We start from the raw sequence: 14,709 nt of genomic DNA on the forward strand, positions 1-14,709 counted from the left end.
ACACCGTGACCGGCGACCGAAGACAGGTTGGGTACGCCCTGGTCCGGGCCGACCGGCTGCCCGAACGTCCCCTGCTCGGACGGGACAGACCGCCCGGCAGTAATAGCCGGTCCCGATTGCGCCGCGTTATGGAGGTTCTGAGTGGATTGTCCCGGTTGAACGTGAGTAGGACCGCCGCCCTTACCGGCAGCTTGCGCCGGCCTCCCGTAGACGGCTCCTCCGGCAGAAGTTTCCCCCGGCTGGCCCCCAGCGGCCGACCCACGCTCGCTCGCGCCCGGCACCTGCTCGAACCACCCGCGATCCGCCGAAGCCGGCGTCTGCGCGGAGCCAACCCCGGCCGCGCGGGACTGACCCGGCCCGCCGGCAAAGGACTGGCCGGCGCCGCCCGCGGAGGACTGACCCGGCCCACTCGCACCGCGCTCAGCGTCCGCGTGGGACTGATCCGGCGCGCCCGCATCGCGCGGGGTGGTCGCGTGGGACTGATCCGGCGCGCCCGCATCGCGCGGGGTGGCCGGGTGGGACTGATCCGGCGCGCCCGCATCGCGCGGGGTGGTCGCGTGGGGCTGGTCCGGTGTGGCGGTAGGCGCCGCCGGGTGTGGGCCGCCCTCGGCTATCGGGCCTGAAGGGGTGGCGGGCTGGGGCTGGGCCTGGTCATGCGGCTGCACCTGTCGATCTTCCGACTCGGCGCGGGGGCTGTGGGGTTCTTGTCGTATATCCGGCGCGGGCTCCGTCCGTACCGGTGAATCGGGAAGTGAAGACCGGGACAATTGAGGATCGAGTACGACATTGAGGTTGCCGTTATCGGCATTGTCCTTCGGAGTGGGCAAAGTAACGTTGCCGCCCTCCGCGGACGGGTTACCGTTTTTGGGGTCGTCATGCGACCCGGACACGCCGTCATCCCGGGGACCGTCGTGTGAATCTTGCCTCCCCACGAGCCCCTCCTAGTACGCGGCGTCGGACTTAGGGGAGACTAGCGACATCCGGCACACCGTTGCGCGCGGATCCTGTCCGCCCGCCGGACCGGTCTTCTCTTCAGCGGGCGAACAAGGGAGCAGATAAATGGATTTCGACGTATTGGTTGAGATCCCCAAGGGCCAGCGCAACAAGTACGAGGTCGACCACAAGACGGGTCGCATCCGGCTGGACCGGACGCTCTTCACCGCGACGCAGTACCCGGCCGACTACGGCTTCATCGAAGGCACCCTGGGCCAGGACGGTGACCCCCTGGACGCGCTCGTGCTGGTGCAGGAGCCGACCTTCCCCGGCTGCCTGATCCGGGCCCGGGCGATCGGCATGTACCGCATGACCGACGAGAAGGGCCGCGACGACAAGGTCCTCTGCGTGCCGTTCGAGGACCCGCGTCAGGAGCACCTGCGCGACATTCACCACCTGGGCGAGTTCGACCGGATGGAGATCCAGCACTTCTTCACGGTCTACAAGGACCTGGAGCCCGGCAAGTCGGTCGAGGGTGCCACCTGGACCGGCCGTGTCGAGGCCGAGGAGGAGATCCGGGCCTCGTTCAAGCGCGCCGAGGCGGCCGAGGCCGAGGGCCTCGAGCACTGAGAAGACCGACAAAAGCGGCCGCACGTGACAAGCGTGCGGCCGCTTTGTCTTACAGGCTGATGTTTCCGACCGCGTCGTACAGGCCCACCACCGCGCACGCCACCGGGATCACCGACACGACCACCAGCGTGTCCAGCAGGTCCGCGGCTCGGCCCAGGTAGGGCGACGGCGGCTTCCGGGAGTACGTCGCCCCGGCCACCACCGTGATCAGCGCCAACGCCAGCGCGGCCGCGATCACCCCGAGCAGCACCGCCGAGCTCGACCCGCGCAGCAGGTCGACGCCGAGCGCGGCCACGCCGGCCAGGCCGCCCACGACCAGCGGCACCCGCTGGCGCAGGGTCACGAACAGTCGTGAGCGCAGCAGCAGGGCCGCCGCCGACACCGTGATCAGGATGCGGGCCGAGAGGGTGCCCGCCACCGCCAGCACACCGAACGCCGCCACCGCCAGCACCGCGTGCCCGAGCAGCATGCCCGCCAGCAGCTCTTCCGTGCGGGTCACGGCCGCGAAGACGGTCGCCCGGTCGGGGCGGTCGCGGGACGCGTCGAGGGAGATGGCGCCGGTGAAGCCCTCGGACGCGTCGGTGCCGGTCGGCAGCGTGACCGGTGGTGTGGGCATCTGGCCGAAGCGGATCGCCAGCAGGGGCAGGGCGCCGATGCCGCAGACCAGCGCCGAGATCAGCACGGCGGCCGCGCCGGGGGCGTCGGTGACCATGGCGACCAGGGCGGTCAGCGCGCCGAACAGCCCGATCACCCCGCCGGCCGTGAACAGCCGCAGCGACGCCGCCACGCCGACCCCGCCGAGCGCCGCGATCAGCAGGAGCGCCACCGAGCCGGCGAGCAGTTCGGAGCCGCCGAGCCACGGCAGCGGCCCGACCACGCCGACCCGGTCGTCGGTGGCCACGAGTGCCGCGCCGCCCGCGAACGCGTACGGCATCGCGTAGGCGCCCAGGGCGGCGCCGGCCCGCGCGTCGCCGTACGCCCGGGAGGCGGTCACCCCGGCGAGCGCGAGCACCACCGCGAGCCCGAGCCCGGCGAAGGCCGCGCCCGGCCGGCCGGGACCGGCCGCCAGGACCGCGACCAGGCCGATCGCCAGCAGCACCCCGGCCGCGACCAGCGTGGCGGTGCGGGTGGAGGCGGGCGTCCAGGCGCTGCCGCGGCGGCGGGCGCCCTCGGCGATGGCCTCGACCACGTCGTCGTACTCGAGCTCGGGCCACTCGTCGTGGGCCGGCACGAGGTGAAGCACCTCGCCGTCGCGTACGCCCTGGGGGAAAAGACCTTGAGTGGTGGCCAGCGCGACCCCGTCGGTGCGCCGCAGCACCCATCCGCCGTGTTTCTCGCCGTCGTCGGCCAGTCCCTCGCCGGCGTGGCGAAGCACCTCGGGCAACAGCTCGGCCAGCGCCACGTGCTCGGGCAGGGCCACGTCGATGCGGCGCTGGGGCGCGCTGATGGTCACGCGGGCCAACCCGATGCTCATGACCGTGGACTCCTCGTGGGAAAAGACTCGCTGGAAAAAGACGCGTATGAAAAGACGTGAATGCGCCGGCTAGCCGACTTTACCTACGATGGGCCAAACGGGGGCGTACACCAATGTGGACGAAAAGGACATAAGACGGCATGAGTACGGTGGTGATCAAGCGGTCGGCACGGCGCCCGGCGCCGGAGATCCCGACCGGGGAGATCGCTGTCGAACCGCCGCCCGAAATTCCGCAGCAGACCGGCGGCCGCTGGCAGCAGGCCATGATGGCGCTGCCCATGCTGGGCGGCTCGGTCGCCATGGCGATGATGATGGGCCAGGGCCGTGGCGGCGCGTACTCCTATGTGATCGGTGGCCTGTTCGGCATCTCCTCGATCGCCATGCTCACCACCAGCTTCGGCGCCGGCGGCTCGCCCAAGAAGGCCGAGATGATGGCCGCCCGCCGCGAGTACCTGCGCCATCTGTCCGGCCTGCGCCGCCGCGTCCGCGAGACCGCCGACATGCAGCGCAAGGGCCTGCTCTACCGGCACCCCGACCCCGGCAAGCTCTGGTCGACCGCCGCCAGCCACCGAGTCTGGGAGCGGCGCAGCAGCGATCCCGACTTCGGTGTCGTACGGCTCGCCGTCGGCCCCCAGACGCTGGCCACGCCCCTGATTCCGCCGGTCACCCGCCCGCTCGACGAGCTCGAGCCGATGACCGCGGGCGCGCTGCGGCGCTTCCTCGACGCGTACTCGGTGGTCCCCGACCTGCCGGTGGCGGCCTCGCTGCGCGGCTTCGCCCGCGTCTTCATCCGCGGCGAAAAACAAGACCGCGGCGTGCACGACCTGACCCGGGCCGTGGTCTGCCAGCTCGCCACCTTCCACGCGCCCGACGACCTGATCGTCGCGGTCTGCGCCGGCCCCGAGCGGCGGGCCGAGTGGGAATGGATCAAGTGGCTGCCGCACAACCTGCACCCGGCGCGGACCGACGCGCTCGGCCACGTGCGGCTGGTCGCCAGCTCCGGGCCCGACCTGGAGAAACTGCTCGAGGACGTGATCGGCAACCGCCCGCGGTTCAACCCGATGGGCGCGAGCGTCAGCACCCCGCACGTGGTGATCGTGCTCGACGGGGCCGACCTGCGCGGCGCGACGCAGCTCGACGACGGCATCGACGGCGTGACCGTGCTCGACCTCGACGAGCAGCCGCCGCGCCTGCTCGACCGCTCTCTGCTGGTGCTCGAGGTCGCGCGCGCGGGCGGCCGGCGGGTGCTGAACACCTATTCGATGGAGCACGAGGCCGAGGTCGGCACCCCCGACCGGCTCAGCGTCGAGCAGGCCGAGGCGGTCGCCCGCCGGCTGTCGCCGCTGCGGCTGGCCGCCATGTCGAAGTCGTCGGACACGCCGCTGGCGGCCGAGATGGGCCTGACCGACCTGCTCGGCCTGGGCGATCCCGAGACGTTCAGCGTGGCCCAGGCCTGGATGCCGCGCCCGAACCGGGACAAGCTGCGGGTGCCGATCGGCGTGGGCGCCGACGGCAGCCCGATCGAGCTCGACCTCAAGGAGTCCGCTCAGGACGGCATGGGCCCGCACGGCCTGCTCATCGGCGCCACCGGATCCGGCAAAAGCGAATTGCTGCGTACGCTCGTGCTCGCGCTCGCCACCACGCACTCCTCCGAGACGCTGAACTTCGTCCTGATCGACTTCAAGGGCGGCGCGACCTTCGCCTCGCTCGACCGGCTGCCGCACACGGCCGCCGTGATCACCAACCTGGCCGACGAGTTGCCGCTGGTCGACCGCATGGTGGACGCGATCGACGGCGAGATGATCAGGCGGCAGGAGGTGCTGCGCAAGGCCGGCAACTACGCGAGCCTGCGCGACTACGAAAAGGCGCGCGCCGGCGGGGCCGCGCTTCCGCCGCTGCCGTCGCTGCTGGTCATCTGCGACGAGTTCTCCGAGCTGCTCTCGGCCAAGCCCGACTTCATCGACCTGTTCGTCCAGATCGGACGGTTGGGCCGCTCGCTCGGCGTACATCTGCTGCTGGCCAGCCAGCGGCTCGAGGAAGGCCGGCTGCGCGGGCTCGACACCCACCTGTCCTACCGGGTCGGCCTGCGGACCTTCTCGGCGCTGGAGTCGCGCGCGGTGCTCGGCGTCCCGGACGCGTACGAGCTGCCGCGCTCGCCCGGTCACGGCTATCTGAAGTTCGGCACCGAGCCTCTCCTGCGCTTCAAGGCGGCGTACGTCTCGGGACCGGTGCGCAGAGCCGGCGCCCGCGCCACCGCCGGTGGCGCCGGGGCCGACCCGCAGGTGCTGGCCTACACGACCCGCTACATTCCGGCCCCGGAACCGGTGAAGCCGGTCGAGCCGCAGCCCGAGCTGACCCCGGCCGGGGAGAGCGTGCTCGACGTGATGGTCGACCGGCTGGGCGGCCAGGGCCCGCCGGCCCACCAGGTGTGGCTGCCCCCGCTCAACCAGTCGGCGGCGCTCGACGAGCTGCTCGGCCCGGTCGTCGCCGATCCGGTCCGCGGCCTCGCGTTCGCCAACCCCGAGCTGCACGGCGCCCTGCAGGTGCCGATCGCGCTGGTCGACAAGCCGCGCGAGCAGGTACGCGACGTGATGTGGCTCCAGCTGTCGGGCGCGGCCGGTCACGTGGCGGTGGTGGGCTCGACGCTGAGCGGCAAGTCGACGGCGCTGCGCTCGATGATCTGCGGGCTGGCCCTGACCCACACCCCGGCCGAGGTGCAGGTCTACTGCCTCGACTTCGGCGGCGGCTCGCTCGGCACGCTGCGCGATCTCCCGCATGTCGGCGGCGTGGCGGGCCGTCTCGACACGGTCGGGGTCCGGCGTACGGTCGGTGAGGTGTCCACTCTGCTGGCCGAGCGCGAGGCGCGCTTCGCCGATCTGGGCATCGACTCGATGGCCTCCTACCGGCGCCGCCGGGCCAATCCGGCCAACCCGAGCGCCGACGACGACCCCTTCGGCGACGTGTTCCTGGTCGTGGACGGCTGGGCCACCGTACGCAAGGAATTCGAAGAGCTCGACCCGGTCATCACCGACATCGCCACCCGCGGCCTCTCCTACGGCATCCACGTGGTCGCGGCGAGCTCGCGGTGGATGGACTTCCGGCCCGGCATCCGTGACCTGTTCGGCTCGCGGCTCGAACTGCGCCTCGGCGACCCCAGCGACTCGGCGATCAACCGGCGGGCCGCGATGACCGTGCCGGAGAAGCCCGGACGCGGCATCAAGGAGCACCCGACCGACAAGAACAAGGCGCTGCACCTTCTCACTGTGCGGCCCGAGCTGACGATGGCCGACACGAGCGACCTGGTGAAGGAGATCGCCACCAACTGGCACGGCACGAGCGCCCCGAAGGTGCGCCTGCTGCCCGCCCTCGTTCCCTACGAGGACCTGCACGCCGAGAACGGCACCGGCCTGCGCATGCCGATCGGGCTGGCCGAGGCCGACCTGCGGGCCGTCGAGATCGACTTCGCCTCGGATCCGCACTTCCTGCTCTTCGGTGACGCCGAGTGCGGCAAGTCGACCTTCCTGCGCACCCTGGCCACGACGATCACCCAGCGCTTCGCGCCCGAACAGGCCCGGATCATCCTGGTCGACTACCGGCGCAGCCTGATGGACCTGCCCGAGTCGGAACACCGCATCGGGTACGGCATCCAGGCTCCCAAGACGCTGGAGCTGATGCAGTCGGTGGCCGGGTACATGGAGCGCCGGCTGCCCGGACCGGATGTGACCGCCCAGCAGCTGCGCGACCGTTCCTGGTGGACCGGGCCCGAGCTGTTCGTGCTGGTCGACGACTACGACCTGGTGGTGGCCGGCCCGACCAACCCGCTCACGCCGCTGCTCGACTACCTGCCGCAGGCGCGCGACATCGGCCTGCATCTGATCCTCACCCGGCGGGCCGGCGGGGCCAGCCGTTCGCTGTACGAGCCGGTGGTCCAGCGGCTGCGCGAACTGTCGGCGCCGGGCCTGGTGATGTCCGGCCCGTCCGACGAGGGCCCGCTGATCGGCCCGATCCGGCCGACGCTGATGCCGCCGGGACGGGGACGCCTGCTCACACGCCGTGAGGGGATACGCCTGATTCAGTTGGCACATCTGCCCCCGTACTGAGTTGACCAAGCTTTTGACAGACTGCCGGTGCGACTGACATCGACCGATAGCGACAAACGGGCGCGGTTTCGGAGTAATCTGCATCGACCGTCCGGACCGAGAATGGCGATGCGACCCGTGAGCGTTGCGAGCAGGAAGTCATGGCGTGCACCCACGCGTGCCCGCCGGCTGCTGGCCGCCGCCGTCGCGGGGATCTTCGCGGCGGGCCTCCCGGCCGCGCCGGCGCTCGCCCAGCCCTTGAAGGCCGAGCCGGCTCCTCTCCTCTCCGATTCGGTCCGCGACGACGAGTGGCATCTCGAGACCCTGGACGTTCCCGACGCGTGGACCTACGCCGACGGCGCCGGCGTCACGGTGGCGGTGATCGACTCCGGGGTCGACGCGACCCACCCCGACCTTCAGGGCCAGGTGCTGCCCGGCCACGACTTCGTCGACCCGAAAGGTGACGGCGACACCGACCTGGTCGGACACGGCACCACGGTCTCGGCCATCATCGCCGGCCGCGACGACGACCAGAACGGCGTCGTCGGCATAGCGCCCAAGGCCAAGATTCTTCCGGTACGGGTCCTGGACGCCGACAACCGCTACGACGACGCCCTGATCGTCGCGCGGGGTGTGCGCTGGGCGGTCGACCACGGCGCCCGGGTCATCAACCTGTCGCTGGGCGGCAACGGCAGCAGCGCCGCCCTCGCCGCGGCCCTCGACTACGCGTTCGCCAAGGACGTCGTCGTGATCGCCTGCACCGGCAACACAAGTGCCTCCTCCGGCACCGACGTGTGGTACCCGGCCCGCGAGCCCGGCGTGCTCGCCGTGGCCGGCACGGAACGCGACGGCACGTCGCTGTGGTCGGGCTCGATCACCGGCAAGGAAACGGTGGTCACCGCCCCCGCCACCCAGCTGGTGGGCGCCCGTTCCGGCGGCACGTACTGGAAGGTGCAGGGCACCAGCTTCGCCGCTCCGATGGTCTCGGCCACGGCGGCCCTGATCCGCTCCCGCTGGCCCACCATGCCGGCCGGCGAGGTCATCAACCGCATCATCCGCACGGCGAAAGACCTGGGCACCCCCGGCCGCGACGCCACCTTCGGCTATGGCATGGTCAACCCGGTGGCCGCCCTGACCGCCTCGGTCCCGGCCATCCTCGACAACCCCCTGGACACCAACCCGTCACCCGGCGTGGCCCGTTTCGGCAGCGCCCCGGTCCCCGGCCAGGCCCAGTCGGCCCCCGACGCGTTGACCCCGCTGACCCCACGCGAAGAGACCCTGGAGTCCGGCGGCGGCGCCGCACCCATCATCGCCACCCCGGTCTCCTCCCACCGCAACTGGTGGGCCGCCGCCGCCCTCTTCCTGCTCTCCGCCGTCGCCGCCCTGCTCACCATCCGCCGCTTCGCCGGCACAACCTGACCCCACCCGCCCTCTCCCCGACACGCCGCCCACCGCCTCGCACACCCGGCACGCCGCCCACCGCCTCGCACACCCGGCACGCCGCCCACCGCCTCGCACACCCGGCACGGAACAAATGCCGCCCCGACCGCATGCTCCCGGTGGCCGACGGAATCCGCGGCCCGGGCGGCGCCCAGGCCGCGGCCACCACCGTGCAAGCCGTCCACGCCCTCGACCCGGCCACCACCGTGCAAGCCGTCCACACCCTCGACCCGGCCACCGCGTCCGGCCCCGACCTGCTGACGCTCACCGCCGGACAAATGCCGCCACGTCGCAGATCGCCGACAAATGGCGCCGCATCCCAGACCGCCCGGCCGCATCCCAGACCGCCCGGCCGCATCCCAGACCGCCCGGCCGCATCCCAGACCGCCCGGCCGCATCCCAGACCGCCCGGCCGCATCCCAGACCGCCCGGCCGCATCCCAATCCGCCCGGCCGCATCCCAATCCGCCCGGGCGCGTCGCACACCGCCGCTCAAGCCGCCACATTGCAGACCGCCCGCCGATGCGACGCCTCGGGGACCGGCACAAATCAGGCGATTCCATGGCCTACCCAGCTTCCGGCCCGCGCTCGATGCAGGGATCTGGGCATGATCGACGCGGAAACCAGTTGTTCGCACAGATCAAAGCCCGGCGCCCACCGGCAAATCCCGCCGCAGGACCAGGCCCGCCGCGCACGGAGCGGACGCCGCCGCGGACGGAGCGGACGCCGCCGCGGACGTATGGGCGGGCGTCGCCTAGTGGTCGAGAAGGTTCCGGGCTTATCTACGGGTCAGGCGCAGTCGCCGGTTTTCACGCCTCGGGTCTTGGCAACGCCGGCCGTGGCGACCGGGGCCGCCTCGGCCGCGGTCAGGGCGAAGCCCGTGTTCTTGTCGTCGGCCGCGGCCGCGAAGATGACGCCGACCACCTGGCCGCTCGGGTTGATCAGGGGGCCGCCCGAGTTGCCGCTTCGGACCAGCGAGCGGATGGTGTAGATCTCGCGGGTCACGTCGCGGGACTCGTAGATGTCGGGGCCCGTGATGTCGCCGACGTCGCGGACGCGGGCCGACTGGGCGTCGTACGGGCCGTCCTGCGGGTAGCCCAGCACGATCGCGCTCGCGCCCGTCGCCGCCTGCTTCCTGACGAACGGCATCACCGGCGCGCTCAGGCCCGGCACGTAGAGCACGGCCAGGTCGCGCTCCGGGTCGTACACGACCACCGTCGCGTCCTCGCGCCGCCCGTTCACCTCGACCGTCACGTCGCGGGTGCCGGCCACCACGTGGGCGTTCGTCATCACGCGCTCGTTGGAGTAGACGAAGCCGGAGCCTTCGATGCGCCGGGAGCAGCTTGGCGCCGTACCCAGGACCTTGATGACCGATCTTTTGCTCTTCTGCACCACTGCCGAGTTCTTCAGCGCCGGGTCGGGTGCCGCCACCTGACGGGCCTCGGTGCGGGCCAGGCCGCCGAACACGTCGGGGAAGCCGTTGGTGTTGAGGGTTTCGCTCAGCGCCGACGACAGGTCCTGCACCTGTTCGGGCATCAGGTCGTTGACGCCGCGCAGGATCGCGCTGCTGCGGACCTCCCGGTTCAGGCCCTCGAACGGGGTGGTGCTCAGCGGCACCGCGATCAGCCACGCCACCACCAGCACCGACAGCAGCGAGATGACCGCGCCGCCGGCGTCGTCGACCATCTGCAGCGGCTTGTTCGTGATGGCCTGGCGCAGCCTTATGCCGACCCAGCCGGCCAGGGTGAGGCCGAGCACCGCCAGCGCGAAGATGACCACCAGGGAGACGACCAGGCGGGCCCAGTCGTCGGTGAAGCGTTGCGCGATCAGCGGGCCCAGTTGGAGGCCGATCAGCATGCCGCTGAAGAAGCCGCCGAGGGAGAGCGCGCCGATGACGAAGCCCTGGCGGTAGCCACTGATCGCGAAGACCAGCATGAGCACGATCAGGAGGACATCGACCACTGGCACTCACTCAGAGTAGAGGCGCCGGGCCAGCCCGGGTTCACGGTAGAACCTCGTCCGGTCCGCCGGCCCGGGTGGCCGGCACCGGGGCGGCCGCGTCGGGCAGTTCGAGGAGAGCTCCCGGCTCCCACGGTTTCGTCCAGCCACCCATGTCGAGCAACGTCGAGATCACCCCTGCCGTGAAGCCCCAGACCAGCATCCCCCTGACCTGGAAGGCCGGGCCGACCCAGCCGCTGGGATGCCGCACCCGAATACGGTTCGCGGGGTCGACCAGTTCACCGATCGGCAGCCGGGCCACGTGGGCGACTTCGGCCGGTTCCCGCGGGCAGACCTGGTGGGGGTGCCGCCACCAGGCCAGGACGGGGGTGACCACGAAGCCGCTTACGGGGATGTAGAGCTCGGGCAGTTCGCCCAGCACCTCGGCCGTGGACGGGTCGAGCCCGACCTCCTCGTTGGCCTCGCGCAGCGCGGTGGCCGCGGCGTCGGCGTCCTCGGGGTCGGTGCCGCCGCCGGGGAAGGCGACCTGCCCGGCGTGGTTGCGCATGGTGGCCGCCCGCTGGAGCACCAGCAGGTCGGGCCCGTCGGGGCCGTCACCGAACAGGACCAGGACCGCGCTGGGCCGGCCGACGCCGGCGGGGGCGCGCAGCGGCGTGAAGTCTTCGCTGCGGACGTGGGAGACGCGGGACAGCAGCGGATCGAACCAGGACGGGAGGTCGGCGGGGCGGTCGAAGAGGGTCACAGGGCCACCTTCACGCCGAAGAGCTTGTCGACCTGCTGGGCCAGGGTCGCCGCGTCCAGGGGAAGAATGTGCGTGGTCGACTTGCCGTCGGCGTCGAGGAAGACGGTGACCGGCAGGTTGATGCGCTCCAGCTTGTGCACCAGTTTCTGGTCGGCGTCGAACAGGGTCGGCATCGTGACGCCTTTCGCGGAGGCGAAGTCGGCCCCGTCGGTGCGGCTGTCACCGGTGTCGACGCCGATCACGGTCACTGTGCCGGTGTCGGACAGTTTCTGCATGACCGGCAGCTCGGCCCGGCACGGCCCGCACCAGGAGGCCCACATGTTGATCACCGCCGGGCCCTTGAGAGCCCTCAGCGAGACCGAGGTGTCGCCGGTGAAGCAGGGCAGGCTCAGGTCGGGCAGATCGTTCGGCGCGGCGCCGGCGGAGGACAGCGACGAGCAGTCGGCGAACGGCGAGGCCACCTCGTCGTCGCCGCAGGCGGCGACGGCGGCCAGCAGCAGCACGATCAGGGGCGCCGCCAGCAGGCGCCGGAGTCTCACGGGGCCTCCGGCGCGGTGACCGCGGCGGCCGGCACCAGGCCGGGGTCGACGCCGGCGGCGACCGCCAGCTCGCGGGCCCGTGGACCCTTGAGGAGCTTGGCCGCGGGCGCGGCCTCGGTCGGGCCGGTGCCGTAGGACGGGCACATGGCGGCCAGGGTGCAGGCGCCGCAGGCCGGTTTGCGGGAGTGGCAGACGCGGCGGCCGTGGAAGATCACCCGGTGCGACAGCATCGTCCAGTCGCGTTTCTCGATCAGGTCGGCCACCTGGAACTCGATCTTGACCGGGTCTTCCTCGCGCACCCAGCCGAAGCGGTTGGTGAGCCGCCGGAAGTGGGTGTCGACGGTGATGCCGGGGACCCCGAAGGCGTTACCCAGGATCACGTTGGCCGTCTTCCGGCCGATGCCGGGCAGCGACACCAGGTCGTCGAGCTTGTCGGGCAGCACACCGTCGTACCGCTCGACGAGCGCGTTGCCCAGCTTGATCAGCGAGTCGGTCTTGGCCCGGAAGAAGCCGGTCGGGCGCAGCGTCTCCTCGAGCCGCGCCCGGTCGGCCGACGCGTAGTCGGCCGGCGTCCGGTACTGCTTGAACAGCCCGGGCGTCACCTGGTTGACCCGGACGTCGGTGGTCTGGGCGGACAGGACGGTCGCGACCGCGAGCTCGAGCGGGTTGGTGAAGTCGAGCTCGCAGTGCGCGTCGGGGTGCGTCTCGGCGAGGACCCGGGCCATCTTGCGCGCCCGCCTCTTGCGCCCGATGGGCGTCTCCCCCGCGAACCGTTTCCCCGACCGCACCACCAGATCCACCACGGCTAAAGAGTACGTCGCCCGTCACTCGGCGGGCTTGATCGCACCGTCCGTACCGATGCGCGCACCCGTCGAGGGGAAGTCGTCCTCGCTGAGCTTGGCCATGATCTTGCGGCTCTGCTCGTTCTTGGTGTCCCTCGTGGGCAGGCCGATGTCGTTCATGTAGGTGGAGAAGAGCTTTCCGCCCGCGTACGACCCGTCCTTGCCCAGCGTGACCTGCAGGATCCCGCCGTACTTGAGCACGCCCGTACGGCTCAGCGTCTTCCCGCCGCCGGCGAAGTTGCCCAGGCTGTAGGCGATCAGCTTGCCCTTGTAGAACTCCATGCCCCGGGCCACGTGCGGCCCGTGCCCGACGACAAGGTCGGCCCCGGCGTCGATCACCGCGTGGCTGAACTTGATCGGGTCACCCCGGCTCTCGCCGAAGAAGATCTCGGTGCCCGGCTTCACGTGCTGCTTCTCGGCCCCCTCGGCACCGAGGTGCGCCTGCACGACGACCAGGTCGGCCTCGTCCTTGGCCTTCTTGACCAGGGCCGCGGCCCCCTCGACGTCGTTCAGGTTGTTCAGGCCCGTGTACGGCGCGAAGCCGACGACGGCGACCTTGACCCCCTTGACGTCGACCACGGTGATCTCCTCGGAGTTGCCGGTCGCCTTGATGCCGGCCTCGTCGAGGGTGGCCCTCGTGTTGGCCGCGCCCTTGGCGCCGAAGTCCTTGGCGTGGTTGTTCGCCGTGTTGACGAGGTCGAAGCCGGCGTCCTTGAGGTGCTTGACGTACGAGGGCGGCGAACGGAACGCGAAGCAGTTGCCCGACCCGGGCCCGCACTTGGACGTTCCGGTGTCCTCGGTCAACGGCTGCTCGAGGTTGCCCATGACGAGATCGGAGGCGAGGCTCGCCTTCACCGAGTCGAAGAAGCCGTCACCGTTGTTCGGCGGCATCTTGCTCGGCGCGTTGCTCATCATGATGTCGCCGGTCGCCGACAGCGTGATGGTGTCGGACGACACTCCCGGGTCGGCCGGGGCCGCTTCGGTGGCTTTGGAGCCGGACGTCTTGGCGGGTGCGGCGGCGCCGGGCTGTTGCCATTTCGTGTCCGCCGAACCGTCGTCACGGTTCGCGAAAGCGACGCCGGCGGCGCCTATACCGGCCAATGCCGCCAGGACAATCGTGATTGTCAGGACAGGGCGGCCGAAAAGACCCTGCCTTCGATGCGGGGGGTGGGAATTCATCGACCGCGACGATACCTTCGGGTGGCTACGCGGACGACCCGTCGAATGGCTCGTCGTCGCCCACCTGAAGCGACGAAATGCACAGCCCGTCACGGTCGGAACGGTTACCCTGCGGTATCCAGATCGAGGGGTGCCCGCCCGATTCTCGCCCGCGTGCGCCTAGACTGATCGAGCGCAGGCGTTGCGCGTGTTCGGAGGTGCGCAGATGGATGAGGTACTGGCGCGCAGCGGAATCTTCCAGGGTGTTGACCCGGAGGCGGCCGAGGCGCTCGCCAAGGAGATGGACACGGTCGAAGTCCGTAAGGGCGACGTCCTGTTCAACGAGGGCGAGGCCGGTGACAGCCTGTACATCGTGCTGTCCGGCAAGATCAAGCTAGGGCGCCGCGCCGCGGACGGCCGGCAGAACCTGGTTTCGATCATGGGCCCCTCCGACATGGTCGGCGAGCTGTCCCTGTTCGACCCCGGCCCCCGGACGGCGACCGCGACCGCGGTGACCGACGCCCGGCTGGCCCGGCTCAAGAAGACGTCGTTGCGCCCGTGGCTCAACAACCGCCCGGAGATCGCCGAGCAGCTCCTGCGGGTGCTGGCCCGTCGTCTGCGGCGCACGAACGACGCGCTGGCCGACCTGATCTTCACGGACGTGCCCGGCCGCGTGGCGAAAAACCTGCTCCAGATGGCCGGTCGTTTCGGCACCCGCGACGGCGGTGTGCTGCGGGTCACCCACGACCTCACCCAGGAGGAGCTGGCCCAGCTCGTCGGCGCGTCCCGCGAGACGGTGAACAAGGCTCTGGCCGACTTCGCCTCCCGCGCCTGGCTGCGGCTCGACGGCAAGAGCGTCATCATTCTCGACCCCGAGCGTCTCGCTCGCCGGGCTCGGGTCTAAGCACGGCGTA

General features: G+C 71.2%; 10 protein-coding genes. 4 read left to right on the plus strand and 6 right to left on the minus strand.

The genetic code is table 11. The features are described 5' to 3' along the window. Positions 1-1,059 precede the first annotated feature (1,059 nt). On the plus strand, positions 1,060-1,563 hold the full coding sequence (locus tag AB0C26_RS15825; protein ID WP_360247293.1) for an inorganic diphosphatase: 504 nt from the start codon (positions 1,060-1,062) through the stop codon (positions 1,561-1,563). A 49-nt stretch (positions 1,564-1,612) separates the two neighbouring features. Here AB0C26_RS15825 and eccD read toward each other — a convergent pair whose 3' ends face one another. Next, a complete protein-coding gene (gene eccD / locus AB0C26_RS15830) occupies positions 1,613-3,037 on the minus strand; it encodes a type VII secretion integral membrane protein EccD (RefSeq protein WP_360247295.1) in 1,425 nt (474 codons plus the stop codon). 140 nt (positions 3,038-3,177) lie between these two features. On the opposite strand from eccD, the gene eccCa reads away from it, so the two are divergent. Beyond that, positions 3,178-7,137 carry a type VII secretion protein EccCa gene (gene eccCa, locus AB0C26_RS15835; RefSeq protein WP_360247297.1) on the plus strand — a complete coding sequence of 1,320 codons (3,960 nt, stop codon included), beginning with the start codon at positions 3,178-3,180 and terminating at the stop codon, positions 7,135-7,137. A gap of 117 nt (positions 7,138-7,254) precedes the next feature. Further along, positions 7,255-8,535 carry a type VII secretion-associated serine protease mycosin gene (gene mycP, locus AB0C26_RS15840; RefSeq protein ID WP_360247299.1) on the plus strand — a complete coding sequence of 427 codons (1,281 nt, stop codon included), beginning with the start codon at positions 7,255-7,257 and terminating at the stop codon, positions 8,533-8,535. Positions 8,536-9,344: 809 nt separating this feature from the next. Here the strand turns inward: mycP and AB0C26_RS15845 are convergent. From AB0C26_RS15845 to AB0C26_RS15865, 5 genes are read right to left on the minus strand one after another with little or no spacing between them, the layout of a single operon-like run. Beyond that, on the minus strand, positions 9,345-10,523 hold the full coding sequence (locus AB0C26_RS15845; protein WP_360247301.1) for a MarP family serine protease: 1,179 nt from the start codon (positions 10,521-10,523) through the stop codon (positions 9,345-9,347). 34 nt (positions 10,524-10,557) lie between these two features. Continuing rightward, on the minus strand, positions 10,558-11,256 hold the full coding sequence (locus AB0C26_RS15850) for a CoA pyrophosphatase (protein WP_360247303.1): 699 nt from the start codon (positions 11,254-11,256) through the stop codon (positions 10,558-10,560). Then, the gene (locus tag AB0C26_RS15855) at positions 11,253-11,795 is read right to left on the minus strand and encodes a TlpA disulfide reductase family protein (protein WP_360247305.1); all 543 of its coding nucleotides are present in this window, start codon (positions 11,793-11,795) and stop codon (positions 11,253-11,255) included. Before AB0C26_RS15855 ends, AB0C26_RS15850 begins: the two co-directional genes overlap by 4 nt. Continuing rightward, the gene (nth, locus tag AB0C26_RS15860) at positions 11,792-12,589 is read right to left on the minus strand and encodes an endonuclease III (protein ID WP_360248263.1); all 798 of its coding nucleotides are present in this window, start codon (positions 12,587-12,589) and stop codon (positions 11,792-11,794) included. Before nth ends, AB0C26_RS15855 begins: the two co-directional genes overlap by 4 nt. 30 nt (positions 12,590-12,619) lie before the next feature. Continuing rightward, a complete protein-coding gene (locus AB0C26_RS15865; protein WP_360247307.1) occupies positions 12,620-13,738 on the minus strand; it encodes a CapA family protein in 1,119 nt (372 codons plus the stop codon). Between the two features lie 283 nt (positions 13,739-14,021). On the opposite strand from AB0C26_RS15865, the gene AB0C26_RS15870 reads away from it, so the two are divergent. Next, positions 14,022-14,699 (plus strand): Crp/Fnr family transcriptional regulator, encoded by a 678-nt coding sequence (locus AB0C26_RS15870; RefSeq protein ID WP_020515203.1) that lies wholly within the window; start codon positions 14,022-14,024, stop codon positions 14,697-14,699. Positions 14,700-14,709 lie beyond the last annotated feature (10 nt).

The sequence above is a fragment of the Actinoplanes sp. NPDC048796 genome (assembly GCF_040650035.1).
In the GTDB taxonomy this organism is placed as follows: domain Bacteria; phylum Actinomycetota; class Actinomycetes; order Mycobacteriales; family Micromonosporaceae; genus Actinoplanes.

Excerpts from the sequence above, each read along its gene's own strand:
- eccD (WP_360247295.1), bottom strand. The coding sequence starts at position 3,037 with ATGAGCATCGGGTTGGCCCGCGTGACCATCAGCGCGCCCCAGCGCCGC.
- eccCa (WP_360247297.1), top strand. The coding sequence starts at position 3,178 with ATGAGTACGGTGGTGATCAAGCGGTCGGCACGGCGCCCGGCGCCGGAG.
- AB0C26_RS15825 (WP_360247293.1), top strand. The coding sequence starts at position 1,060 with ATGGATTTCGACGTATTGGTTGAGATCCCCAAGGGCCAGCGCAACAAG.
- AB0C26_RS15870 (WP_020515203.1), top strand. The coding sequence starts at position 14,022 with ATGGATGAGGTACTGGCGCGCAGCGGAATCTTCCAGGGTGTTGACCCG.